Origin of the sequence: Streptomyces sp. GSL17-111 (assembly GCF_037911585.1) — a bacterium.
Lineage (GTDB): Bacteria > Actinomycetota > Actinomycetes > Streptomycetales > Streptomycetaceae > Streptomyces.
The window spans coordinates 312,289-336,820 of record NZ_JBAJNS010000001.1; the positions used below are offsets into that span (position 1 = coordinate 312,289).

Annotated in this window: 18 protein-coding genes, 1 tRNA gene and 5 pseudogenes; 16 read left to right on the forward strand and 8 right to left on the reverse strand. The window is 72.0% G+C overall.

What is annotated here, in order from left to right; all coding sequences use genetic code 11:
- Window positions 1–60 precede the first annotated feature (60 nt).
- Together V6D49_RS01455 and V6D49_RS01460 are read left to right on the forward strand one after the other, a co-directional pair.
- On the forward strand, window positions 61–1,257 hold the full coding sequence (locus tag V6D49_RS01455; protein ID WP_340556376.1) for a thiolase family protein: 1,197 nt from the start codon (window positions 61–63) through the stop codon (window positions 1,255–1,257).
- A 99-nt stretch (window positions 1,258–1,356) separates the two neighbouring features.
- The gene (locus V6D49_RS01460; RefSeq protein WP_340563606.1) at window positions 1,357–2,763 is read left to right on the forward strand and encodes a lipase maturation factor family protein; all 1,407 of its coding nucleotides are present in this window, start codon (window positions 1,357–1,359) and stop codon (window positions 2,761–2,763) included.
- Here V6D49_RS01460 and V6D49_RS01465 read toward each other — a convergent pair whose 3' ends face one another.
- On the reverse strand, window positions 2,764–4,059 hold the full coding sequence (locus V6D49_RS01465; protein ID WP_340556377.1) for an NAD(P)/FAD-dependent oxidoreductase: 1,296 nt from the start codon (window positions 4,057–4,059) through the stop codon (window positions 2,764–2,766).
- A gap of 166 nt (window positions 4,060–4,225) precedes the next feature.
- On the opposite strand from V6D49_RS01465, the gene V6D49_RS01470 reads away from it, so the two are divergent.
- A tRNA-Pro gene (locus V6D49_RS01470) sits at window positions 4,226–4,299 on the forward strand.
- Window positions 4,300–4,432: 133 nt separating this feature from the next.
- Here V6D49_RS01470 and V6D49_RS01475 read toward each other — a convergent pair.
- Both V6D49_RS01475 and V6D49_RS01480 read right to left on the reverse strand, forming a co-directional pair.
- Window positions 4,433–4,654 (reverse strand): hypothetical protein, encoded by a 222-nt coding sequence (locus V6D49_RS01475; RefSeq protein WP_340556379.1) that lies wholly within the window; start codon window positions 4,652–4,654, stop codon window positions 4,433–4,435.
- Window positions 4,655–4,831: 177 nt separating this feature from the next.
- Window positions 4,832–5,437: pseudogene (locus V6D49_RS01480) on the reverse strand (AbiV family abortive infection protein); the annotation flags it as partial.
- A 111-nt stretch (window positions 5,438–5,548) separates the two neighbouring features.
- On the opposite strand from V6D49_RS01480, the gene V6D49_RS01485 reads away from it, so the two are divergent.
- Together V6D49_RS01485 and V6D49_RS01490 are read left to right on the forward strand one after the other, a co-directional pair.
- Window positions 5,549–6,763: a helix-turn-helix domain-containing protein gene (locus V6D49_RS01485; protein WP_340556380.1), complete on the forward strand. Its 1,215-nt coding sequence runs from the start codon at window positions 5,549–5,551 to the stop codon at window positions 6,761–6,763.
- Between the two features lie 150 nt (window positions 6,764–6,913).
- Window positions 6,914–7,312 carry an ATP-binding protein gene (locus tag V6D49_RS01490; protein ID WP_340556381.1) on the forward strand — a complete coding sequence of 133 codons (399 nt, stop codon included), beginning with the start codon at window positions 6,914–6,916 and terminating at the stop codon, window positions 7,310–7,312.
- A 646-nt stretch (window positions 7,313–7,958) separates the two neighbouring features.
- Here the strand turns inward: V6D49_RS01490 and V6D49_RS01500 are convergent.
- The 3 genes from V6D49_RS01500 to V6D49_RS01510 form a co-directional block, all read right to left on the reverse strand.
- Window positions 7,959–9,995, reverse strand: a complete 2,037-nt coding sequence (locus V6D49_RS01500; protein WP_340556383.1) for a hypothetical protein — start codon at window positions 9,993–9,995, stop codon at window positions 7,959–7,961.
- Window positions 9,996–10,034: 39 nt separating this feature from the next.
- Complete coding sequence (locus tag V6D49_RS01505) at window positions 10,035–11,276, reverse strand: ATP-grasp domain-containing protein (protein ID WP_340556385.1); 1,242 nt, start codon at window positions 11,274–11,276, stop codon at window positions 10,035–10,037.
- Window positions 11,277–11,434: 158 nt separating this feature from the next.
- Entirely contained in the window at window positions 11,435–11,710 is a 276-nt protein-coding gene (locus V6D49_RS01510; RefSeq protein ID WP_340556387.1) for a helix-turn-helix domain-containing protein, read from the reverse strand.
- Between the two features lie 62 nt (window positions 11,711–11,772).
- Here V6D49_RS01510 and map point away from each other — a divergent pair, with 62 nt between their 5' ends.
- Window positions 11,773–12,540: a type I methionyl aminopeptidase gene (map, locus tag V6D49_RS01515; RefSeq protein WP_340556388.1), complete on the forward strand. Its 768-nt coding sequence runs from the start codon at window positions 11,773–11,775 to the stop codon at window positions 12,538–12,540.
- A 65-nt stretch (window positions 12,541–12,605) separates the two neighbouring features.
- Here the strand turns inward: map and V6D49_RS01520 are convergent, their stop codons facing one another.
- Window positions 12,606–13,751, reverse strand: coding sequence for a carboxylate-amine ligase (locus V6D49_RS01520; protein ID WP_340556390.1), 1,146 nt, complete (start codon window positions 13,749–13,751; stop codon window positions 12,606–12,608).
- 365 nt (window positions 13,752–14,116) lie between these two features.
- On the opposite strand from V6D49_RS01520, the pseudogene V6D49_RS26170 reads away from it, so the two are divergent.
- The 4 pseudogenes from V6D49_RS26170 to V6D49_RS01535 all read left to right on the forward strand — a co-directional run.
- Window positions 14,117–14,440: pseudogene (locus tag V6D49_RS26170) on the forward strand (SDR family NAD(P)-dependent oxidoreductase); the annotation flags it as partial.
- Window positions 14,417–14,992: pseudogene (locus V6D49_RS01525) on the forward strand (chorismate-binding protein); the annotation flags it as partial. The pseudogenes V6D49_RS26170 and V6D49_RS01525, both read left to right, overlap by 24 nt.
- Before the next feature lie 139 nt (window positions 14,993–15,131).
- Window positions 15,132–15,233: pseudogene (locus V6D49_RS01530) on the forward strand (isochorismate synthase); the annotation flags it as partial.
- Window positions 15,234–15,272: 39 nt separating this feature from the next.
- Window positions 15,273–15,725 (forward strand): annotated as a pseudogene (locus tag V6D49_RS01535) (methionyl-tRNA formyltransferase); the annotation flags it as partial.
- Between the two features lie 141 nt (window positions 15,726–15,866).
- Here V6D49_RS01535 and V6D49_RS01540 read toward each other — a convergent pair.
- Window positions 15,867–16,367 carry a helix-turn-helix domain-containing protein gene (locus V6D49_RS01540; protein WP_340556392.1) on the reverse strand — a complete coding sequence of 167 codons (501 nt, stop codon included), beginning with the start codon at window positions 16,365–16,367 and terminating at the stop codon, window positions 15,867–15,869.
- Between the two features lie 513 nt (window positions 16,368–16,880).
- On the opposite strand from V6D49_RS01540, the gene V6D49_RS01545 reads away from it, so the two are divergent.
- From V6D49_RS01545 to V6D49_RS01570, 6 genes are all read left to right on the forward strand, one after another.
- The gene (locus V6D49_RS01545) at window positions 16,881–17,525 is read left to right on the forward strand and encodes a hypothetical protein (RefSeq protein WP_340556393.1); all 645 of its coding nucleotides are present in this window, start codon (window positions 16,881–16,883) and stop codon (window positions 17,523–17,525) included.
- A gap of 10 nt (window positions 17,526–17,535) precedes the next feature.
- Complete coding sequence (locus V6D49_RS01550; RefSeq protein ID WP_340556395.1) at window positions 17,536–18,819, forward strand: FAD-dependent oxidoreductase; 1,284 nt, start codon at window positions 17,536–17,538, stop codon at window positions 18,817–18,819.
- Between the two features lie 4 nt (window positions 18,820–18,823).
- Window positions 18,824–19,606, forward strand: coding sequence for a HisA/HisF-related TIM barrel protein (locus V6D49_RS01555; RefSeq protein WP_340556396.1), 783 nt, complete (start codon window positions 18,824–18,826; stop codon window positions 19,604–19,606).
- A 1-nt stretch (window position 19,607) separates the two neighbouring features.
- Window positions 19,608–20,636: a zinc-dependent alcohol dehydrogenase family protein gene (locus V6D49_RS01560; RefSeq protein WP_340556398.1), complete on the forward strand. Its 1,029-nt coding sequence runs from the start codon at window positions 19,608–19,610 to the stop codon at window positions 20,634–20,636.
- Window positions 20,637–20,705: 69 nt separating this feature from the next.
- Window positions 20,706–23,840 (forward strand): amino acid adenylation domain-containing protein, encoded by a 3,135-nt coding sequence (locus V6D49_RS01565; protein WP_340556399.1) that lies wholly within the window; start codon window positions 20,706–20,708, stop codon window positions 23,838–23,840.
- Window positions 23,837–24,502 carry a hypothetical protein gene (locus tag V6D49_RS01570; protein ID WP_340556401.1) on the forward strand — a complete coding sequence of 222 codons (666 nt, stop codon included), beginning with the start codon at window positions 23,837–23,839 and terminating at the stop codon, window positions 24,500–24,502. The genes V6D49_RS01565 and V6D49_RS01570 overlap by 4 nt, the downstream gene beginning before the upstream one ends.
- Window positions 24,503–24,532 lie beyond the last annotated feature (30 nt).

Genomic DNA, 24,532 nt, shown 5'->3' on the forward strand with positions numbered 1-24,532 from the left:
CCGGCAACGATGTGCACCGGCACTGGCCAAGCCGCGCGGACCCCTGACACGATCGCCGACATGACCAACGATCGCCTGCGTGATGTGTACATCGTCGACGCCGTGCGCACCCCGGTGGGCAAGTACGGGGGCGCGCTCGCCGGCGTGCGGCCCGACGACCTGGCCGCGCACGTCGTCCGCGCCCTGGTGGACCGCTCCCCCGCCCTGGATCCGGCGCGGATCGACGACGTCGTCCTCGGCAACGCCAACGGCGCCGGCGAGGAGAACCGGGACGTGGCCCGCATGGCCGTCCTGCTGGCCGGGCTGCCCGTGTCCGTTCCCGGCACCACGGTCAACCGGCTCTGCGGCTCCGGGCTGGAGGCCGTGGTCCAGGCGGCGCGCGCGGTCGCGACGGGCGACGCGTCCGTGATCCTCGCCGGCGGGGTGGAGTCGATGAGCCGCGCCCCCTGGGTGATGCCCAAACCGGAACGGGCCTTCCCCGCAGGGGCCCCGGACATGTTCTCGACCACGCTGGGCTGGCGCATGGTCAACCCGCGGATGCCGGCCGAGTGGACCGTCTCCCTCGGCGAGGGCGCCGAACTCGTCGCCGAACGGCACGGCATCACCCGGGCGCAGCAGGACGCCTTCGCCCTGGCCAGCCACGAGAAGGCGGCGCGGGCGTGGAAGGACGGCTCGTACGACGCCGAGGTCGTGCCGTACGAGGGCGTCGACCTCCAGCGGGACGAAACCGTCCGGGACGCCACCTCCGTCGAGGCGCTGGCCAGGCTCCGGCCCGTCTTCCGCGCGGAGGGCGGCACCGTGACCGCCGGGAACTCCTCCCCGCTCAACGACGGCGCGGCCGCCCTCCTGCTCACCGACGAGGCCGGTCTGCGCGCCGTCGGCCGGGAACCGCTCGCCCGTGTGCGGGCCTCCGCCGTCACCGGTATCGAGCCGCAACTGTTCGGGCTGGGCCCGGTCGACGCCGTCCGTCGGGCGCTGCACAAGGCGGGGCGGGGCTTTGCGGACCTGCACACCGTGGAGCTCAACGAGGCGTTCGCGGCCCAGGCCCTCGGCTGCCTGGCCGAGTGGCCGGAGCTGGATCCGGCGAAGGTCAACCCGCGCGGCGGCGCCATCGCCGTCGGGCACCCGCTCGGCGCCTCCGGTGCGCGCATCGCCGGGGCGGTCGCCCACCAGCTCGCCGAAGCGGGCTCGGGCACCGGCCTGGCGGCGCTGTGCATCGGAGTGGGGCAGGGGCAGGCCCTGGTACTGGAGCGCTGACCGCGGGGCCCGCGGCCGTGCCCGCACGGCCGCTCACGCGCGTACGGCACACGTCCGACCCGCGCACGTCCGGCCAGCCGAGTGGTACTCATGTCCGCTATGGAGTGGTTCGCGGCGCCCGAGTACTGGCTGGCACGAAGCGTCTTCCAGCGCGGGCTGGCGCTGGTGTACCTGGTCGCGTTCGTCTCGGCGGCGACGCAGTTCCGCGCGCTGATCGGGGCGCACGGCATGACGCCCGTCCCCGCCTACGTCGCACGCGTGCCCTTCCGTGCCGCCCCCGGCCTCTTCCAGTGGCACTACTCGGACCGGCTGTTCGCCGGTGTGGCCTGGGGCGGTGCGGCACTGTCCGCCGCGCTGCTCGCGGGCCTCGGTGACCTCGTGCCGTTGTGGGCGACCGTCCCGTTGTGGCTGCTGCCCTGGGCGCTCTACCTGTCGATCGTCAACGTGGGGCAGACGTGGTACGCGTTCGGGTGGGAGTCGCTGCTGCTGGAAGCCGGCTTCCTCGCGGCGTTCCTCGGCAACGACACCGTAGCGCCCCCGCTGCTCACGCTGCTGCTCCTGCGCTGGCTGCTGTTCCGGGTGGAGTTCGGCGCGGGGCTGATCAAGTGGCGTGGCGACCGCTGCTGGCGGGACCTGACCTGTCTGTACTACCACCACGAGACCCAGCCGATGCCCGGCCCGCTGAGCTGGTACTTCCACCACCTGCCCAAGCCGCTGCACCGCGTGGAGGTGGCGGCCAGCCACGGGGCCCAGTTGGTCCTGCCGGTGCTCGTCCTCGCGCCGCAGCCCGTCGCGGGCCTGGCGGCGGCGGGCATCGTCATCACGCAGCTGTGGCTCGTGGCGTCCGGCAACTTCGCCTGGCTGAACTGGCTGACGATCCTGCTCGCCGTCCCCGCCGTCGACACCGCGTTCCTCTCCCCCGCCCCCGCGCACGGCGCGACCCCGGTGTGGTTCGCCGTGCTCGTCGTCGCGGTGACCGGGTGCGTGGCGATCCTCAGCTACCAGCCGGTACGCAATCTGCTCTCCCACCGCCAGGAGATGAACCGCTCGTTCAACGCCTACCACCTGGTGAACACCTACGGCGCCTTCGGCAGCGTGACGCGGACGCGGTACGAGGTCGTCATCGAGGGCACGGACGCCGAGCGCCTCACCGAAGGGGCGGTGTGGCGCGAGTACGGCTTCCGGGGGAAACCCGGCGACGTCCGGCGGCTGCCCCGCCAGTTCGCCCCCTACCACCTGCGGCTCGACTGGCTGATGTGGTTCGCCGCCCTCTCGCCCGGCTACGCCCGCCCCTGGTTCACGCAGCTGCTCACCCGGCTGGTCGCCAACGATCCGGACACCGTGCGGCTCCTGCGTCACAACCCGTTCCCCGACACGCCGCCCGCGCACGTCCGGGCGCGGCTCTACCGCTACCGCTTCACCACGCCCCGGGAGCGGCGCGCCGCCGGTGCCTGGTGGCACCGGGAGGTGGTCGGCCCCTACGGGCCGACCGTCTCCGGGCGGTGATCACTGCGGAAGACGTGCCGTCTCCGGGGAGGCCGTGTCCAGTGGCACGGCGACCTTCGGCACCAGCCCGAGCTGCACCGACTGGCGGGGCAGCACCGCGTTGAGCACCCAGTCCGTGAGCACCCGCACCCGGTTTCCCGGCAGCGAGGCGAGGTGGTAGCCGCGCGTGACCAGGCCCGCGGCGGGCCCGGACAGGGGGATCTTGAGCGGGTTCGCCGCCGCCTGCATCCCGCCGAGGTCCACGGCGAAGCCCAGGTCGTTGTGCTTGTACTCGCGTCGCGCACCGACTCCGCAGGAGGCCGCGATGTTGTGTGCGGCGACCTTCCCCTGCCGCACCGCGTGCTGCGCCGTCATGGGCGTCGTCTCGCCCGGCCGCGTCAGATCGGGCACGGCCGCCGCGTCACCGCAGGCGAACACCTCCGGATGCCCGGGCACCGTCAGGTACTCGTCCACACACAGCCGCCCCTTCTCCGTGGGCAACCCCAGGTCCTCCACCAGCGGGTCGGGGCGCACCCCCACGCACCAGACCAGGGACCGGGTGCCGACGAACGACCCGTCGTCCAGCAGGACCCCGTCGGCCGTCGCCTCCTTGACCGACGCCCCGGTGCGGACCTCCACGCCACGCTCCCGGAGCACCCGGTCCGCGGTCTCGGACAGCCGCTCGTCCAGCGACGGCAGCACCCGGGGCGCCATGTCGAGCAGCATCCAGCGGGGCCGGGGCACGCCGTACTGGCGTGCCAGCACGTCGGTGTACCGCACACCCTGCGCGGCCACCTCGGTACCCGTGTACCCGGCCCCGACCACGACGAAGGTGCACCGCGCCTCTCGCTCCTCCTCGTCCTCGGTCTCCGCCGCGAGCGCGATCTGCCGGTTGACGTGATCACGCAGGAACAACGCTTCCGGCATGCCCCGGAACCCGTGCGCGTGCTCCGCCACCCCGGGGATGGGCAGCAGCTTGTTCACACTGCCCACGGTCAGCAGCAGCCGGTCGTAGTCCAGCGTTCCGGTGCGGCCGTCGGGGTCGGCGTAGGTGACCCGCTTCCCGGCCATGTCCACGCCGTGGACCTCGCCCAGCACCACCCGCACCCTCGGCAGCGTGCCGGCGAGCGAGACCGTCACCCTCCGGGGCTCCAGCGTGCCGGCGGCCACCTCGGGGAGCAGGGGCAGGTAGAGGAAGTAGTCGTTCGGGTTGACCAACACCACCTCGGCGGCACCCCGCGCCTTCCGCGACAGCTCCCGAGCCGCCTGATACCCGGCGAAACCGGCTCCTACGATGACGATCCGGGGACGCCTCACACCGCACTCCCACCACTCGTGATCAAAGTCAGTACCGGCTCCGGGTATCCCGCCCCAGGACCGCGAAACCTGCCCGTCAGAAGGGGTGCGCGAGCACCGCGACGAGTGCGGTACAGTTTTCCTGCACGAACGGCGCGGGGCCGAAAGCCCCAGGCCGCGAGAGCACCGGGACGTGGCGCAGCTTGGTAGCGCACTTGACTGGGGGTCAAGGGGTCGCAGGTTCAAATCCTGTCGTCCCGACGGTGAACTAGCAGGTCAGGGGCATCCTACGGGGTGCCCCTTCCTCGCATTGCCTCCCTACCGTGCGGTATGTAGCCCCACGAGAGGGTCAGCCGAGCAGTTCGGCCAGCTTCTCCGAACCCGCCTTGAGCGACTACGGATCGGAGTGCACGTAGGTGCGCTGGGTGAAGCTCAGGTCCGAGTGTCCGGCCCACGCCGGGACCACCGTGTCCAGGACACTGTTGTTCGCCATCCACGAAAGACAGGCGTGCCACGCGTCGTACAGGCGCACCTTCCGCACCCCCGTGGCTTCCATCAGCTTGTACGCCTCGCGGCGCAACTTGTCCGTCTTGAAGGGGCGGCCGAGTGCGTCCACCAGGACGTACCGGACTCCTCGTAGCCCTCCCCCGCCGCCAGCCTCTCGGCCGCCTGCGTGGCCTTGAACGCCTTCAGGGCCTTCAGCACCGGCACGGGCTGTGGCAGCGTGCGCATCCCCGCATCGGTCTTGGCGTCCTTCTCCACCACCGAGTTGCGCTGCCCCTCTCCTCGGTCGTCACTCGGCCTGAGCCTCGCCCTTCGGATTGGCCTGCCCTGCCTCGATGCCTTCGGTGGCCGCAGCCCAATCCTGGGGATGAGAGATGGGAAGCAGACGCAACTGCTGGTCGTGCGTGCTGTCGTACGGTGTGTGGGCATCCAGCTGCATGCGGCTGTGGTCACGGATGAGCAGCATCTCGACAACCTGGGCGGCGGTCTGGAGGTCCGCGGCAGTCGTCCCGGCTTCGACTCGTGTTGGGCGGTGCAAGGTACCGCTCTCGTCTCGGTCGACGTAGAAGCCTCGCTGCTTGGCCAAGTTCGCCTGAAAGGCGGCAGCCTGGACCTGCTCCTGCTGTCGCGCGTAGGTGTCCTCCCACGACTCACTGTCAGGCGGGTAGTCGCGCATCGCGCTGTAGTCGCCCCAGAAGAAGGCGAGTTCGTCGCCGAATAGCGTCGCTTCCAGATACTTCTTCGTGTGGTCACGGCCATGCCTGCGGAGAGCATCCACTGTGCGCGGCGTAGCGCTGCCCTCGTTCCAGGCGCTCTCGAAGGCGTCGTAGATCCAGAGCGCCTTCCCCAGTTCCTCTTGTGCCAGAACTGGCAGTGACCGTGCGCGACCGTAAGACTCGGCGGCGAGGACCTAGCGTCAGCCCGGGGCCAGTTCCAGCGAGCAGCACGCACCCGGGGCTGTCAGCATCACCCCCCGTACGCGCCGCTTGCTGGGTACCGTGGCAGCGTGGCCAACGAACACCTCGGGAAGACCCTGTGGCGCCTGCGACGCCTGGCCGCCCTGACGCAAGAGGAACTGGCCGAACGCTCAGGTGTCTCCGTCGATGTGATCCGCCAACTCGAACAGCAGCGGAAGCACTCCGCCCGCCTCCCCACGCTGCACGCCCTCGCGAACGGGCTGGGGGTGGAGCTGACCACGCTGCTCGGTGACCCCCCGGCGGTCGCCGCCACCGGTGAGAGCGACGGCCCGCACTTCGTCGCCGTGCGGCGGGCCATCATGCCCGCGCTCTGGGGGGCTGAGCCCGAGCAGGCCGCCCCGGACTTCTCTATCACCGCGCTGCGCGAACAGATCGCCGACGGGTGGTCCCAGTACCACGCGGCCGCATTCGACCCCCTGATGAAGACGCTTCCCGACCTGATCACCGAAGCGCGCTCCGCCACCGTCTCCGGTGGCGACGACGACCGGGCGGCCGGATACGGGGCGCTGGCGAAGGTGCTGCAACTCGGCGGCCACCTCGCGGTGCGCATGAGGAAGACGGACCTGGCCCTGATCAGCCTGGAGCGTGCCATAGAGGCGGCCGGGCAGTCCTCCGATCCCCTGCTGGTGCCGATGGTCGTCAACTCGACCGCCTGGACCTACCAGCGGCAAGGACGGCTCGATGACGCCTTGAGCATCGCCCTGCACGCCGCGCAGGACATGAAGGACGCGGGGCGGACCGAGACCGCCGACGGGCTGAAGGTGTGGGGCGCCCTCACCATGAGCGCCGCCACGTCGGCGGCCCGCAGCGGCGACTACGAGCGCGCGGCGGCCATGATGGGGACGGCGGAGAAGGAAGCCGCCCGGGTCTCGAAGCTGCCGGAGAGCGGCGACAACCGGATGGTGAGCGTCTTCAGCCCGTCGTCCGTACGGATCGAGCGGGTGCGCCTGGCCGTGCAGTACGGGCACCCGCACGACGCGCTGGCGCTGGCCAAGGGGATGCGGCTGAGCAAGGACACCCCGCCGTCGTGGCGTACGTGGCTGCTGCTAGACGTGGCACGGGCGCACACCGACGTGGGGGACACTGCGGGGGCGGTGAAGACGCTGGAGTCGCTGCGCCGGGTGGCGCCGACGTGGATGCAGCATCACACGTTGGCCGTGGCGATCGTGCGAGACCTGTGGTCGCTCCCCAACCATCCGCCGGGGCTGGCCGCCTTGGCGGAGTTCCTCGGTGTGGCCGAATAGCGTCTCAAAAGTGGGACGTTGCGTCCCTGGTTACGCTCTGCCATTGCTCGCTTACATGGACGGCAAGCGCCCCGGCGACCGCGCGAACGGCCCCGGGGCTTGGCCGACCCGAGAGAGCAGACCGACATGCCGCAACCTACAACGCGCGTCTTGCCCCGCACCGTCGGGCATCCCGGTTACACCGAGTCCCTGCCCCGAGAGCCCGAGAGCGCAGCCGCCGCGCGCCGCCTGGTCCACATCTCCCTTGCCTGCTGGGGCCTGGAGGCCCTGGCCGAAGACGCCGCCCTGGTTGTCTCCGAGCTGGTGACCAACACCGTGCTGCACGCCCGCCGGGAGTCCATCCGGGTGACCGTGATTCGGCCCGGTCCCGTCTCCGTGCGCATCGCGGTGGTGGACTTCTCGAAGGTGCCGCCGCAGCGTCGGGGCGCCACCGACGACGCCGAGGACGGCCGAGGGCTGGCCATCGTGCAGCACCTGGCCGCCGCCTGGGGCTGCGATCCGCTGCCGTGGGGCAAGCGGGTGTGGGCGGAGCTGCGGGGCGGCCAGTGACCGCTACGTGGACGCAAGGGACGTGCTGGCGCTGCTCCGCGACCGATCGCCCGGTGATGTGGGTCGGCGCGGCCAAGACGCCTTCTGGGCACGGTCAGGTCTTCGCCTGCGAGCCGTGCATGCGGGCGCTGGACTACCTGGTGTACGCACAGGCTCGGTCGCGGGACGGCCTGGGCAGCGCACACCAGATCCGAAGGGACGCGAGATGAGCGAGCGACGGAGCCCCGACCGGGGCAGCATCGGGCCGAGCCGGGAGAGCAAGGGTTCGCCGTGATGTGCGGGTCTTGGTGTCGCCGATGCCCGGACCGATCGCCACACGGCGATGAACGGCTCTGGACCGGAGGTTCGCCCTTCGGGCCGCCCTCAAGGTCCACGTGGTCCCACGTGAGGGGCCGCAGCTCCTCGCTTCGCGCCCCGGTGAGGAGTGCTACCACGATGTAGGCGTGTAGCGGCGACTTCTTCGCAGCACGGAGCACGTCTTCGGCCTGCCGCAACGTCAGCGACTTCGAGTGCCGTCGCCGGGCGTCCCGTCGGGATGTCACACAGTTCCATGCAGTTGTCAAGGACCAGGCGCTGCGTTTCGACCCGTTTCACGGAGCCGTCCGGGCATACCGAGCGACCCACGGCCTGCGGAGCGGGTCCGGGGTCAGGCCTCCGGGGCGGTGGGGCCTTCGTGGGCCTGCAGCGTCCCTCCGGGGAGCCGGTCGTTGCCCCAGCTGCGCTCGATGTAGCCGATGATGCGGGCGACGTCCTCGGCGGGCACCCGCTCCGGTTCGCCGCGCTCGAGCGGGTCGGTGTGGAAGATGTAGAGCCGCGAGGCGAACTGGTCGAACGGCAGGGAGGCCTCGCCGAACCGCTCGCCGTTGCCGGCGGTGGAGACGACGACGCCGTCGCCCCAGTCCTGGCCGCTGTCGTTGTTCGGGTTGAAGAAGTACACCCGCATGACGTCCTGGGGGTCCGGCACGACCCGCAGGATCGAGATCGCGTGCCAGCCGACGTACCGGGCCGCGCTGTCCGTGACGGCGACGCCGGCCGGCTGCGGATGGATCAGCGGCTGCTCGCCGTTGTAGGACGGGTGGTAGCTGGCGTGGAACTGCCGCAGGAACTCGTCGAGGTCGACCAGGTTGCCGGTCGCGACGTCGACGTTGATGTGGAACTCGCGGGCCGCCCACCAGCCGTGGAACTCGGGGTTGACCCACCGGTGCGGGTCCCCGGGGCGGGTGGCGCAGCGCCGCCCCATCTCGGCGTAGATGCGGTCCAGGTGGGGTACGACGAGGAGCGACACGGGGTCCAGGTCCATGGGGAGCGTGCTCGCGACCCCGGCCCCGCTGTCCCTGGACGAGATCGGCTGGCCCTCGAAGTGCATGAGGACCTCGTCGTCGCGGGCCGCCCAGACGACCATCTGCAGCAGGTAGTCCGGGTCGTTGTACGACCACATCGACAGGGCTCGGGCCGACTGGCAGGTCGGGTTGTCCCCCTGGCCGACGCCGAGCGGCTGCCCCAGCATCGAGAGCACTCCCGCGACCAGCCGGGCCTGTGGTCCCGGTTCCGCGCCGAAGACCGTCGTCAGCCGCTCCCGCGCGACCGGGGAGAGCTCCAGGGCCAGCTGGCGCCACAGGGAGGGCACCACAGGCGGCTCGTACAGGATGCCCCGGTCGAGCAGCAGTGCCAGCCCGTAGACGCTCTGTGCGGTCTGCGGGTGGATGGCCACCTCGATCAGCCGGTGCACCAGTTGGCTGTAGCGCAGCAGGCAGTTCCGGCCGGTGTCGGACAGTCCCAGGGCCTCGGCCAGCAGGTAGTCGCTCTCGCGCAGGAGGTACCGGAGCAGTTCCGCGTGGTACGGCGACACCAGGCCGGTGTCGTGCATCGCCCGGGCGAACCCCGTGGCCTCGTACTGGAGTCCTCCGGTGTCCATCGCCTCGAGTCGGGAGCGGAAGACGTCGATGCCGGGGTCCTCCCGGCACGCCTCGGTGGTCCCGAAAAGGCTCGTGATGAGCCGGTCTATGCCCTGCCCGGACGAGGCGCCCAGGTCGATGTCCGGGTCGTCGCGGTAGACCGCGATCCGGGTGATCAGGGACTGCGCCGCCTCGACCTGGATCGGGCGCTGGCGCAGGATCCGCCAGATCTCGTCGACCAGGTCGTCCAGGACGCTGTCGTAACCGATCTCCTCGGCGAGGTGGCGGAACAGCTCCCGGACGAGCCGTGCCGTCCGGCCCCGCTGGACGCGCTCCGCCTCGCTGGGTGCGGTGAACAGCAGTTCCACGTTCATCGCCAGCACCTGGGAGAGGAACTGCCGGGCGTCCTCGGCGGGGAACGTGGGATGGGTGAAGTCGCCACGGGCGATGGCGAGCATCCGCAGCTCGCTCGTGGCCTCCATGACGACGGTGTCGGCGTCGCCGCTGTGCAGACCCGCGCCGACCAGCGCGGGGATGAGGATCTCCGGCGACGCCCAGTCCGTCCCCAGGAAGAGCCCGGCCTCTTCGAGGGCCTGTGCCCTGGCCTGGACCGCTGCCGCGCCGCCCGGCTGCAGGAGCACCCGGCGCAGTGCCTCCAGGAGCCGCCGCAGCTTGGTGTGCTTGCCGAACTCGCGGGTTTCGGCCATGGCCAGGATGGCGTCGTCGAGTGAGGTCACGCGCTTGTCGAGCGTCGTGGCCTCACCGTGGACGTCGGCGGTCGGTTTCACAGGTCTTCCTCGGGTAGTTCCCCTACGTCCGCCATGTCGTCAGACGTAGAAGTCGAGCTCTTCCTGCCTCTTCAGCAGGTCCCGCATCCGGTACGGATCCTCACCGAAGAAGTACACCAGACCCCAGTGAGTACCGAACGCGGTCCTCTTGGTGACCGTCTCCTCCAGCGGAGTCGAGAGGTCGTGTGACTCGTAGTAGTCGTCGTCCTCGGTCTCCTCCGGGATCTCCAGCTCGCTGACGACGCGGCGGCGCGGGTAGACGCCGAAGCAACCGGCGACCCCGGAGGCGTCGACGACCTCGCGCGGGAAGAAGGCGTCGATCTCCTCCTCGGTCGTCTTCGGGTCGAAGGCCAGCACCAGCCCATGGTAGGCATTGAAGCCGTAAGCCCGTTCCAGGAGCTCGAACACCTTGAAACCGGGCGGGCGGTAGGCGACCTCGCCGAAATACATCTCTCCGTCACTGGTGACGAAGTATTCCGGGTGCACGAAGCCGAACTCGATGTCGAACGTCTTGATGAGCTTCTCGATCTGGGCCGTGATCTGCGGGCGATACCGCTCCAGCTCCGGAGTGGCCGGCACGAAGACCGAGTATCCCAGCGTCACATATTCGGAGATGTTGAGGAACTTGATCTTCCCGTTGTGCACCCACGCCTCGACGGCGAACTCCCAACCGTCGAGGTGGGATTCCATGAGGATCGGAAACTCCTCGTCCGGAATCGTGTCGACCTCGTCGGGGGTCCGGATGACGCGGTGCCCCAGGCAGCCCGCCTTGTCGAAGGCCTTGAGGTGGATCGGGTCGTTCGGGTCGCCGTCGAGCTTGAGCAGGGTCTGGTTCACCCGCTTGAGGAAGCGGGTGACGTCGTCCCGGTCGTGGGCCTCCTCGAAGATTCCGACCCGGATGCCGCCGAGCTGCGCGCGGCGCTTCATCAGGGCCTTGTCCCTCAGCAGCATGGCCTGACCGTACAGACGCGGGTTGTCCAGCAGGACGGAGTTGATCGCTCCCGCCCATTCGACGGTTTCCTCGAAGAGCGGGATCGCGACGTCGACACCCTCGTTCTGCAGGGTTTCGGCGATCTCCATGGAGCGGTCGTTGAGCCGCTCGAAGTTCCACGGCACATAGGGGATGTCATGTTCGACGCAGTACTCCTCGGCCCATTCCGGCGCGACGACGACGTAGCGCCGGTCGAACCGGTCAAGGGCCTCCACCGCGTTGAGACTCCAGCCCAGCAGTGCTACGTAGCCCTTGTCGGGGTTTCTGATGGTCGGCTCCCGCTGTGCCATGGAACGTTTCTCCTTCGTCGTGTGCGCGCATCGACGGCGTGAAATGCGGCGTCTACCCCCTAAGTTGCCATACAAACACGACGCGTGGACCCGCTCACGGCACTCTTACCACGCGGCCCGACCCCCGGCGCGCGGGGGATGTCAACGCGAGGCGACGGTCAGGCCGACGCGGCCCGGTCGTCCTCCTCGGCGTCGTCGGCGCAGGCGGCGGCCAGGTCGTCCAGGGACAGGTGCAGGGCGTGGGCGAGAGCCGCAACGGTGAAGAAGGCCGGGGTCGGGGCCCGCCCGGTTTCGATCTTGCGGAGTGTCTCGGCCGAGACTCCGGCCGCCGCCGCCACCTCGACCATGCTGCGGTCACCGCGTGCTGTGCGGAGCAGGACACCGAAGCGCTCTCCGCGTCGCCGCTCCTGCGGACTCAGGGGAACTCTCACCATGCCTGTGATACTAATACCGGTATAAGTATTGGAAAGCATCGCGTCGCGAGGAGACCCGACCCATGGTGGAGATCAAGACCGACACGGCCCTGCAGGCCATGCGGGAAGCCGGACGCGTCGTCGCGCACGCACTGGCCGCCGCGCGGGCCGTCGCGTCCGTCGGGGTGCGCCTGCGCGAGCTCGACGAGGCCGCCCGCAGCGTGCTGTCAGAGGCTCGCGCGCGTTCCCCGTTCCTGGGATACCGCCCCGCCTTCGCACCGTCCCCCTTCCCCGCGGTGCTCTGCGCCTCGGTGAACGACGCGGTCGCCCACGGCATACCCGGCGACTACCGTCTGCGCGACGGCGACCTGGTCAGCCTCGACTGCGGAGCCCAGCTCGACGGGTGGACCGGGGACGCGGCGATCAGCTTCACCGTCGGGACGCCGCGCCCCGCCGACCTGGAACTGATCGCCGCCACCCAGCAAGCCCTGGACGCCGGGATCGCCGCCGCCACCGTCGGCCATCGCATCGGCGACATCTCCCATGCCATCAGCACGGTGGCCGGCAGGGCCCGATGCGGCATGCCGAGCGACTTCGGCGGTCACGGCATCGGCCGCAGCATGCACGAGGACCCCCACGTCCCCAACCACGGACGGCCCGGCCGGGGCTTCCCGCTGCGCCACGGCCTCACCCTCGCCATCGAGCCCATGCTCATGGCCGGAGGACGCAACAGCTACCGCACCGACCTCGACGGGTGGACGCTGCGCACCATCGACGGCAGCAGGGCCGCGCACATCGAGCACACCGTCGCCATCACCGAGGACGGTCCGCGCGTCCTCACCCTGCCCTGACCTCGAACTCCGAACGCCCCGGCGCGCATGACCGGTCCACCCGAGACCGCGAAGCGGCTTCGCCGTCAGAAGACCGAGCCCGCCGCGGATGACTCCGCGTCGGTCTGATGGGCGAGGAACCGCACGACGGCTGCGGGGCCGCCGCTCCGGTGGGCGTCGCGCTGGCGGGTGGCTCCGGTGCCCTCGCGCGTCGGGATGTCGAGGAGCGTGCGCACGCGCTCGGTGTCGCCCGCCGCGTCGAGCGCCGGCGCCACGTGGCTCAGGAAGTCGAGCAGGCGGGCCTTCGCGGACATCCGGCGGCCGGTCACCGGGTCGACGGCCGGGCCGCTGAGGCCGTACCGGGCGGCGGACCACACGGCGGCGGCCGACAGCTGACCGTCCAGGGGCGGTTCGGGGAGGCCGGCGGCGATGTCGGTGAGGGCCCGGTCGACCAGCGCCCGGCACAGCAACGCCTGCAGCAGCGCTTCGGCCGCCGTTGCGGCGGTGTCGGCGACGCGGAACTCGACCGTGGGCAGCCGGCCGGAGGGGCGGGCCAGCCAGAAACTCATGTGCTCGTCGGCGAGCACGCCGCACTCGACGAGGGCGCGGACGCGGGCGTCGTGGTCGGCGGCCCCCGCGCAGCGGGGTGCGACGCCGGAGCCGGGGAAGCGTGACTGCTCGACCATGCGCCAGCTCGCGTGGCCCCGGTCGCGCCCACCGGCGTAGGGGGAGTTCACGGAGAGAGCCAGCAGCACGGGCAGCCAGGGATGGAGTCGGTTCACCACCGCGACGGCGGTGTCGCGGTCGGGAACACCGATGTGCACGTGACAGCCGCAGACCTGGTAGTCGGCGACGACGTCCGCGTAGGTGTGGGCGATGTGGGCGAAGCGCTCGCCCTCGGCGAGCGGCGGAGGGCCGTCGGCGAGGACGGCGGTGCCGGTGGCGAGCAGGCGCAGGCCCTCGGCCCGGGCCGCGGCCCCCAGGCGGGCGCGGGCCCCGGTCAACGCGGTCAGCAGGTCGCCCGCCGTGGCACACACCGGGCTGGCGGCCTCGACCTGCGTACGGAACAGCTCGCCCTTGAGGCCGACGCCCTGCGCGGTCGGTTCCCGCGCGCCGCAGCGGCGGAGCACGGCCGTCGCCCCCGGTGCCGGGCGGGCGGTCCGCGCGTCGACGAGGAGGAACTCCTCCTCCACTCCCATGGTCCGGCCCTGTGCGCCGGTGAAGCCGCTCACGTCGGCCGGGTACCCCTGCGCCACGCCGCGAACCCGGGGCCCGCCGGTCGACCGCCCGGGCCGGTGTCCGCCGCGCCGCGCCCGGAGGGCACCCTCCCCCCGCGCCGTGCGACGTGGCGCACGCCCTCACACCCTCACGCCCCCACGTGACCGGGCCAGATGAGGCCGCGTCAGGCCGCTCGGGGGCCGGGTTCGGCTCGCTTGCCAGGGATCGACTCAGGTGGTTAGGTTAGCCTTACTTTGCCTAACGGGAGGAGAGAGCGCACGCTGGCCCGGGATTCGGGGGTCGCGGGCTCGGTGGCGCTGGTCACCGGCGCGGCCCGAGGGATCGGCGCCGCCGTGGTGGACGCGCTGGTGCGCGAAGGCGCACGGGGACCCACCGGATGGTGCCGCGTGGTCGCGGCGCGCTGGTGACCGTGGCCTCCAACGCGGCGGGCGTGCCCCGGGCGGGCATGAGCGCGTACGCGGCGTCCAAGGCCGCCGCCGCCATGCTCACGCGCTGCCTCGGCCTGGAGGTGGCCCGCCACGGCATCCGGTGCAACGTGGTCTCCCCCGGTTCGACGGACACCCCGATGCAGCGTCAGTTGTGGACCGGTGACGGGTCGAAGGCCCTGGCCGCCGCCGAGGCGCTGGACGCCGCCAGGACGGCGGGGCTGCCGGAACCGGTGGTCGCCGGAGCGGTCGGATTCCGGCCGGACGCGGCGTCCTCGCTGGTCGTGCCGTCCGTGGTGCGGCGCGCGGACGCCGCGTCGGAGGTCTCCGCCCCCGGCGCGGGGTCGGGAGCCGCGTGGGCGGCCGTCCCGCGCCCCGAACCCGAGCGGTACGCCGACGCCGTCCGCCGCGCGCTGCGGCTGATCGGCGACGGTGACCTGCGCAAGGTCGTCCTCGCACGGTGTCTGGAGCTGACCTCCGACGCGCCGGTGTGGGTCCCCGCGCTGCTGGCCCGGCTGGTGCGGGCGGATCCGGCCGCCTACGCCTTCGCCGTGGACGTCACGGCACCCGGGGACCCCGCGCCGCGCACCCTGGTCGGGGCCAGCCCGGAGCTGCTGGTCTCCCGTCGGGGGACGACCATGGTGGCCAACCCGCTGGCGGGGTCCGCACCGCGTTCCGGTGACGAGGCGGTCGATCGGGAGCGGATCGCGCGGTTGCGCGCGTCGGCCAAGGACCTCGGCGAACACGCCCACACCGCCGCGCCGGTGGCCGAGGTGCTGGGCCGGTTCCGTGTCGGCCTGGAGGTGCCGGACCACCCCGCGGCGATCGGCAACCCCACCATGTGGCACCTGCACCCGGATCATCGGGCGGCTGGCCGACCCGGGCGACCCCGCCCGCTCGGCGCTCGGGCTGGCCGAGGCACTGCATCCGACACCGGCCGTGTGCGGTGTGCCCGGGACCGGTGCGCTCTCGGCCATCGCGGCACTGGAGCCGGAGGACCGCGGCTACCCCGCGGGGATGGTCGGCCGGACGGGCCTGGGCGGTGACGGCGAGTGGGCCGTGACGATCCGCAGCGCCGAGGTGTGCGCCAAGACCGTCGACCTCATCGCCCCCGTGACGATCGGGGCCCTCGACCTCATCGCCTCCGGGCAGACGGAGTTCACGCCGCAGGACCGTTCACAGGCCACCTTCTTCCACAAGCGCGCGGAGGAGGACATCCCGATCGGCTGGGACTGGCCCGCGCAGGACCTCGCTCGTCTGGTCCGGGCGCAGTCCCCCCCCTATCCGGCCGCGTTCACCTTCCACCGGGGCAGGCGGCTCGACATCCTCTCCGCCGTGGTGTCGCAGGGCCGGTACGGCGGCACACCCGGCCGCATCTTCTACCGCGAGGGCGAGGGCGTGGTGGTCGTCGCCGGGGCCGACGCCCGGACGGGCCGCAACCACGGCCTCGCCCTCACCCGGGTCCGGACCGAGGACGGCCGTGAACTGCCCGCGACCGAGTACTTCACCTCCATGGGCGGCTACCTCACGTCCCACGCCTAGGGTGTGACGCGGCGGTATCCTCCTCTCACCCGATCGGGCCCCACCGGTTGTAGGCGGGCGGGTCGTTCGGCGCGTGGAGCGGACGCGGTCGGCGGGCGTCCGGCTCTGCACACCCGGGCGCCCACACCGCCGAAGCCGACCTCAATCGGCCGACGACGAGCGGCGGCCGGGGGCCGCCCCAGGCCCCGACACTCCGCCGAGGGGCGGAGTACCCGCCGCGTCCGCCGCGTCGGTCTCCGACGCACTCGGGAGGAAGCGGGCCATGGCTTCGGCCCTACCGCTGACTCCGAGTTTGCGGTAGACGGCGTGCAGGTTGTTCTTGACCGTGCGCTCGGTGATGCCCAGCCGCCGGGCGATGGCCCGATTGGACGCACCCGTCAGCAACAGTGCGTGGATCTCACCCTCGCGCGGCGTCAGGCTACGGTGCTGCCCGGTCCCGCGCGGCGGAGGGGTTCGGGGCGGGGACTCTCCCGGGACGCCGGCCCCGGGGGACGCGGACGGCACGGGGCGCCGGTCACCACTCTTCTCCAGCAGGTGCAGCATCGCGTCGAGTAGGCGCTCGATCTCCCGTAATACCGCGAGGATTTCCCGCAGGGAATCCAGCGGCGCATGGTCACCGGGACCGAATTGCTCGTCGGGCACGAATGCCTCCTTTTCCGCGCTCGCCGAAAGGCGGCGCAGGTGGTGGGCCCTTCCGTGATCACAGGTGTGGCCGCGCCCGGAAGTCGACTGACGTAAGTGTGTCCGTGTCCTACCCGAAAGTCCCGGCGCCGAAAGCACCGGCGATGCCCCGGCCTCTCGACGGCGTCCCCACGGCCGGATAGCACCTCAACACGCCTGCACCCGCACGACTCAAACGCCCCACCGACCCGTTCTCCGCAGCCCGTACAGAGCGATGTTCGGTCGGTTCGGCGAACTTCTTCCCCTCCCCCTGTGCCGCCGCGGCGCCGGCGGACGGGAAGTGGACGGAGCACCGGTACTTCGGGACCCACCCCAAGGTACCGGCATTCTCGCCGTGTGCGGCCGATGGGCCCGGGAACCCGGTCACGCATGCTCGAATTCATGCCCCGGACATCGTTGGGAAGGTGACCTTTGGTGGAGCACGGTTCAGCGCGCCGCGCCGATCTTCTCATACAGGCTCAACGCCAAAAGCTCGTGCAGCGGCCGAATATTCTGATCGCACTCGCCCGGCAAGGGCCGGTCGACACCGATGTGCTGCGTCGCCTCGTCCAGGCCGATCTCCTGTGCCTGCGGGCGGAGACCGTCGCGTACGCGACCCTGCTGGCACGTTTCCCGGACGGCCCGAGCGCCGAGTTGTTCATCCGGCTCAACGACGCTCTGCGCTCACGGCTGCCCCAACTGGAGCGGTGCGCCCATGCGTTGGGCGCGAGTCGGGCCGGTCCTCCGTACCAGCACGGCACGTTCGACGCCTTCGCCTTCCCCGGCACCGTCTCGTGGGTGGCCCTGCACGCCGAGCGGGCAGCCGCCGCCCTGGCGATACACACCGACTTCGCCGCCTACTTCCCGCTCTGCCAGGAGCTGGTACGACTCCTCGACTCGACGGGGACCGAGGTTCCGGAGGAGTTCCGCAGGTGCTACGACACCCCGCCGCCCTCGGAACTCCTCGATCTGGCGGCTGACGTGGTCGAGGACGGACTGCGGCACGGCGACGCGGCGGACACGGCGACAGCAGTGGCCGACCTGCTGCGGACCGGCCTGGACGGGTTCTGGCAGTTCGCGGCCCACGGGCCGCCGGCAGTGCGCAGCGGGAGCGGATCACCCGCTCCGGCGGCCGGGTAGGGGGCGCGCGATGCGGATCGGAATCGCCGGAGGCGGGCTCGCCGGCCTGACACTGGCCTGGCTGCTGGACGGCTACCACGACATCGTGCTCCTGGAAGCTCGGCCACGGTTGGGGGGCAGCGCCGAGTCGCTGTCCGCCCGCAGCGGCGGAGGCACCCACGCGGTGGACCTCGGTGTGCGGGAGACCGCGCCCGACGCCTTCCCCGTCTGGCGCCACGTCGCCGCCGAACTCGGCTTCACCGCAGACGACCTGGTGACCTCCCGCGCCACCCGCACACTCCTGCGACCCGGAGAGGCGGCGCCGGTGTGGGTGTCCCCGGCCGGGCCCGCCCCCGGCGGCCGTCCGGTGACCGGGCACGGGCCGTCACGACGGGCGCTGGACCACTTCTCTGCTGAGGCCGCCCGCTGGCAGACGGAGGAGATGAGCTGGGACGTCACCCTGGGAGAACTGGCACAGCGGTGGCCCCCGCCCGTCCGTGCCCAGGCGGATCTACTGTTCGCTCTGCCCGCGTCCCTGCACGGCTGCAGGGTGGAGGAGGCGCGCGGCCTGTCCGCGCGTGCCGCCGGTGCGCCGTTCGCGCACGCGGAGCGAGAGGGGACGCCGCAGGTCACCTATCTGCGCGACGGCGCGGCGGCCCTGCCCGCGGCGCTCGCCGGGGCGACACAAGGGGCCACCATGCGGGTCGGAGCACCACTGCGTGCCGTCAGCGCCGACGGTGCGGGCTTCGCCTTGATCGACATGGTCGGCGGTGTGCACCCCGTGGACGCCGTGGTTCTGGCACTGCCGGCGGACCGGGCGCGCGAGGTTCTCGTCCCGCTGGCCGACACGGAGGACGTGCGCGCCACGCTGGGCGCGATCCCCTACCGGACCCTCACCTACGCGCTGCACGGCGACCCGTTCGGTATGCCCGACGACCGGGCGGCGTGGTCCACGACCAACACCTCCGTACACGAGGGCTGGAGCGAGACGACGACGTGGTACGGGCCGTCGTTCGGCACGGACCTGTTCGTCAGCCAGCTCACGCACCGTCCCCACCGGCCGCGACGGGAGCTCGCCCGTGCCACCTACCGGACCGCGCTGCCCACGCCGGGGGCGACACGGGCCCGGCGTCGGCTGGCCACAGGCGGCGGCAGCCGGCGTCTCTTCTTCGCGGGCCACTGCACCACACCGATCGACACCCAGGAGGCCGCCATGGCCTCCGCCGTCACCGTAGCCACACAACTGGCGCCCGACGCCGACCGGCTGCGGCGCCTCCACAACGACGTGAAGGGCAAATCGAACGATGACTCGTGAGCACATGACACCCCGCGCCCGCTCCCGGTGGTACGAGGCGGTGATCCCGTGCGTCGACGTCGCCGGGGGGATGGCCACCGAACCGGCCGGCCATCCCGGCCTCTCCGACCGCCGGGACGTCGTCGAGATCGCCGGTGGCTACACGCGCGACGGGGCGACCACGCTCTTCCTGGACGTCGTCGACCCGTGGGACGACGTCGGCTACCTGCCGGACCTGCTGCGTGCTCTGGACAGGACCGGGCTCGCCCTGCTCGTCTCCGTACAACAGGGCGTACTGACCTCCCCGGCGGCGTGCCGAGCGCTGCTCGCGGCCGGCGCGGCGAAGGTCGCGGTGAGCACCAGCATGGCCGAGGAACCCGACCTCGTCGCCGCGACCGCCGCCGAGTTGGGCGGTCACCGACTCCTGGGCGTCCTCAACTGTGCGTCCGACGGAGAGGGCGGCTGGCACGTGCTCGTCCACGGCGGGGCCACGTCCACCGGCCTGCGCGCCACGGAGGTGGCACGGCGGTACGGCGACCTGGGACTCGCGGCGGTCCTCGCCAACAGCGTTGACCGGGAGGGCACCTCGGCCGGGTACGACCTGGCCCTGACCGAGGCCGTGGCCCGGGCGTCCGGCCTCCCGGTGGTCGCCTCCGGTGGCGCGGGTGAGGCTGGGCACCTGGCCGCCGCGCTGGCGGCGGGAAGCGCCTCCAGCGTACTGGTCAACAAGCTCGTCCACTCCGGGCGTGCCTCGCTCGCCTCCCTCGGCGCGGAGCTGGCCGCGACCGGGCCCGTCGAGGAGGACTGACGTGAGGGCGCTCGTCTTCGCCCAACACGGTGATCCCGCCCGGGTGCTTCAGCAGGTCGACATCGCGGTGCCGGAGCCGGGGCCCGGAGAAGTGCGCGTGCGGTTGTCCGCCCGCCCGGTCAACCCCTCCGACCTGTTGTCCATCGCGGGCCGCTACGGCCGCCCCGCCCGGTTCGCGCCCCGTGGGAGCACCTCGGCGCGTCCGAAGGAGGGCCCCGCCCTCGCGATCGCGGGCTTCGAGGGCGCCGGGCTGGTCAATGCTCTGGGTCCGGAGACGGTGGGCCCGCCGCCCGGAGCACGCGTGGCCGTCGCCGCCGACGGTACCTGGCAGGAATACGTCTGTGTACCGGCGACGGACGTACTGCCCGTCGGCGAGCGCGTGTCACTGGACACCGGCTGCCAACTGACGATCAACCCGCCCACGGCCCACCTCCTGCTGGACGGCCTCGCGCTGTGGGAGGGCGGGACGGTGCTTCTCACGGCCGGCTCGTCCGCCGTCAGCCGCATGATCGTCTGGCTCGCCGCCCGTCGGGGCCTGCGCTGCCTTGCCGCCGTTCGGCGGACGGAGGCGTGCCCCGGGCTGAGGGACAGCGGTGCGCTCCCGCTGCACGCCCGCACGGCCGCCGAACTGACAGCACGCGTAGGGGAGGCCACCGGAGGCCGCGGGGTGGACGCCGCGCTGGACGCGGTGGGCGGAGCCGTGGGCGGGGCCGCGCTGCGCTGCGTTCGCGCCGGTGGACGGTTCGTCTCCTACGGCCTGCTCTCCGGCGACCCACTACCGGTCCCGCCCGCGGAGCTGATCTTCCGCGGGGTACGCGTGTCCGGATTCTGGCTGCCGGAACGGCTGGAAGAGCTGGGGCCTCCCGCGAGGGATGCGGTCGGCCGCCTGATGGACGACGTCCACACCGCGGTGGCCGCGGGCCTGCCGGGCTTCGAGGTTGCCGCCCGCTACGACCTGGGGGACCACCCACGGGCGCTGGACCACGCGCTGCGGCGCGGCAGTGCCGGGAAGGTCCTGCTGACCGGCTGACCGGCTGACCGGCTGACCGGCTGACCGGACGCCGCCTACCCCGATCCTCCTCTCCGAAGGGTTTCCCTCATGTGTCCTGCCGACTCCCCGACCCGACCCGTCCCCGAGCACGTCCGGCGGTGGAACGCCACGGCCAGCGACTACCCGCGCGACGCGCTCCTGCCGGGGCTCTTCGCCGAGCGGGCCGAACGCGCCCCGGACGCTCTCGCCCTGCTGTGGCCGGGCGGACGTTGGACCTACCACGAGCTCCAGGAACGTGTACGCCGGACGGCTGCGTACCTGCGCCACCGGGGCGTGGGCGACGGCGACACCGTCGCGATGCTCCTCAACCGGTCCCCGGACGCCGTCGTTGCGGCGCTCGGCATCCTTGAGGCCGGGGGCGTGTACCTTCCGCTCGACCCGGACCCCCCGGAGGCACGGCTCTCCTCGATCCTGGAGGACTCCGGGGCCGGTCACGTGGTGGCCGCACCGGACACCGGTCTTCCCGGGGCCACCACCGCGACCCTCGTCACGGCCGAGGAGGCGGCCGCCCACCCACTTCCCTCGCGCCGGACCCGGTGGACCGACGGGCGCCGGGCGACCGATGCCGCCTACGTCGTCTACACCTCCGGTTCGACCGGCACCCCGAAGGGCGTGGTCTGCACCCACCGGGGGCTGGTTCGATTCGCCGCGGCCGACCATCCGGCGATTCCGGGCCCCGGCGAACGACTGCTCGCCACGACCAACCCGGCGTTCGACGTCTCCTGCTACGAGTTCTTCTGCCCCCTGCTCAACGGTGCCTGCCTGGTCCTGCCGGATCCGGACGCCCCGCTGGACACCGAGTCCCTGAGGACCACGTTGCGGGAGGAGGGGATCACGGTGGCCTGGCTGAGCGCGGGCTTGTTCCACCAGCACGCGCAGACGGCACCCGGCATGTTCTCCGGTCTGCGTTGCCTCATGGCGGGCGGGGACACGCTGAGCCCGTCGGCCGTCCGGGCGGTGCTCCGCCGGGGCGGGCCGCGGTTCCTGGTCAACGGGTACGGGCCGTCGGAGAACGCCGTGATCAGCACGAGCCACATCATCGACACGCTCTCCCCACACGCCGAGCACGTGCCCATCGGCACCCCGTTGCCCAACACCACCGCCTACGTCGTACGCCGAGACGGGCAACCCGCCGCCGTGGGCGAGGAGGGCGAGCTGTGGCTCGGCGGCGACGGTGTGGCGCTGGGGTACCTCAACGCCCCCGAGAGGACGGCCGAACACTTCGTACCCGACCGCTTCGGCGAGGATCCGGAAGGACGTCTCTACCGGACCGGCGACATGGCGCGTTGGCGCGCCGACGGCGTCCTGGAGTTCCTCGGCCGACGGGACCGCCAGGTGCAGCTACGCGGTTTCCGCGTGGAGCTCGACGAGATCGAAAACGTGCTGAGCACCCACGCCGACGTACGGGAGGCGGTCGTCGACGTCCTCGGTGAAGGCGGCGGCGAACAGCTGGGCGCCGCCGTGGCCTGTGCTCCGGGGATCGACGCCGAAGCGCTGGTACGACAGCTCCAGTCCCATGCGCGCGACCGGCTCCCGACGTACATGGTGCCCACCCGGATCGTCGCAACGGCGGGGTTGCCGCTGACCACGAGCGGCAAAGCCGACCGCGACCGTCTGCTGGCACTCGTCGCGGAACGGCGGACGACCGCGTCCGGTGGCCCGCCTCCCCGGGGCGAGGACGAGGAGGCCGTCGCCCGCGTCTGGCACGACCGGCTCGGCGTCGGGACGGTGGCACGAGGCGACGATCTCTTCGCCCTCGGCGGCACCTCACTGCTGGCCACCCAGGTCGCCGCCGCCACTCGGCGACACTTCGGCATCCCCGCGCGGCGCAGCACGGAGCTGATCCGCAGCCTGCTGGACGGGGCCACGCTCGCCACCTTCACCACCCGGGCCCGCGAACTGGCCGCTCCGGGCGCACGGCCGACCGACCACGGCGGGCGGCCGGACTTTCGGGCCGAGGCACGACTGGACCCGGCACTGCGTTTCACCGCACCTGCGGCGTCCGACCGAACACCGGGCCGAGTACTCCTGACGGGCGGAACCGGCTTCCTCGGTGTCCACCTGATCGACCGGCTCGTACGGGCAGGGGCCGAGCGGGTGTACTGCCTGACCCGGGCGCGGGACGCCGAGGAGGGTGCTCGCCGCATCGCCGCACGCATGCGCCGCTACGGTCTGGACGCCTCGACGTGCGAGGACCGCGTCATACCCGTCCCCGGCGAGTTGTCCGAACCACGCTTCGGTCTGGACGAGTCGGCCTGGGACGAGCTGGCGCGCGCCTGCGACCTCATCGTGCACTCCGGCACCCGTGTCAACTTCGCTTATCCGTACCACACCTTGGCCCCCGCCAACGTCGGCGGCACCCGCACGGTGCTCGAGTTGGCGGGCACACACCGCCTCAAGACGGTCCACCACGTCTCCACGATCGGCGTCATCGCGGGCTTCGGCGCCGCCGGCGTGCGGCACGTCGGCGAGGACACGCCCCTCGACCACCCTGAACAGTTCTCCCTGGGCTACATGGAGACCAAGTGGGTGGCCGAGCGGTTGGTCGCTCAGGCCGGCGAGCGGGGCCTGCCCGTGGCGATCCACCGCCCCTACGAGATCACCGGTACGACGGACCGGGGTGTGTGGAACACGGACACCATGATGTGCGCGCTGTTCCGCACGATCGCCGAGAGCGGTCTCGCCCCCGACATCCCGCTCCCCCTGGACTTCGTACCCGTGGACTACACGGCCGAGGTCATCACGCGGGTCATCACGCACGAAAAGCCGGACGGACGCGTCTACCACATCACCAACCCACGGGCCGCTCGGCTGGACCTGCTGGTCGAGCGGCTGTGCGCTCTGGGCTATCAGGTCGAGAAGGTGCCCTACGACACCTGGGTTGACGCAGTGGCCGGTTGGACGGCGCGGGACCCGGAGCACCCGATGGCCCCGTACATCCCCATGTTCACCGAGTCGGCCCACGACTCCGAGCTGTCGGTCAAGGAGATGTACTTCGCCGGCACGTTCCCCGACTTCGACCGACACAACACCGAGCGGGCCACGGCCGGAGGCGGGCCCGCGTGCCCGACGGTCGACGCCCGGCTGATCGATCTGAACCTGCGCCACCTCCGCGATGTGGGCTATCTGCCTCCGCCGCGGGCCCAGCAGCAGCACGCGCACCGAGAGAAGGGAAATCCATGAGCACCGCGAACCGTACCGACGTCCGCACGGCCGTCGCTGAGATCGAACGCCTCCGCGACCTCCGTCCGGTGGACAATGCTCTCCCCGAGGCGCTGGCCCGCGGTGGGGATCCCAGCGTCCGCCTGCGTCGTCTGGTCACCATCGAGGCTCAGTGCCACACGGCGGAACTCGCCGCCTACGGCTCCCTGCTGACCCGCTTCCACAGTGATCGCGCCACGGAGCTGTGGCTCGCACTGGGGCGGCTCGTTCACGAGGCGACCCCGAAGCTGCGCGAAGCCGGCCGCGCACTGGGCATGCGGGAGTCCGAGCTGACCCGCCGGTGCGGCGATCCCGGCGCCGCCCCGTTCAACGAGGCCCTGTCCTGGGTGGCGCTGACCGGCGGGCAGGCGGCCGCCGCACTGGCCTCCCACTCCGACATGGTCACGTACTTCGCGGGTGGAGCGGCCGTGGCCCGCCGCCTGCGCGAGGCCGGAGCCGACGTTCCGGAAGAGGTCGTTGACTACTACGACGACACGGGCGACGGCGCCATGCGCGACCTGGCGATGGACGTCGCCCAGGAGGGCCTGCACCGCGGCGACGACCCGGAGGAGGCGGTGTTCCACGCCCGCCGCGTCGAGGAGGGCATCGGAGCCATCTGGAGCACGGCGGCTCTCGCCACCTGATCCCGTGGCCGGGAACAGTAGCGGCCTCAC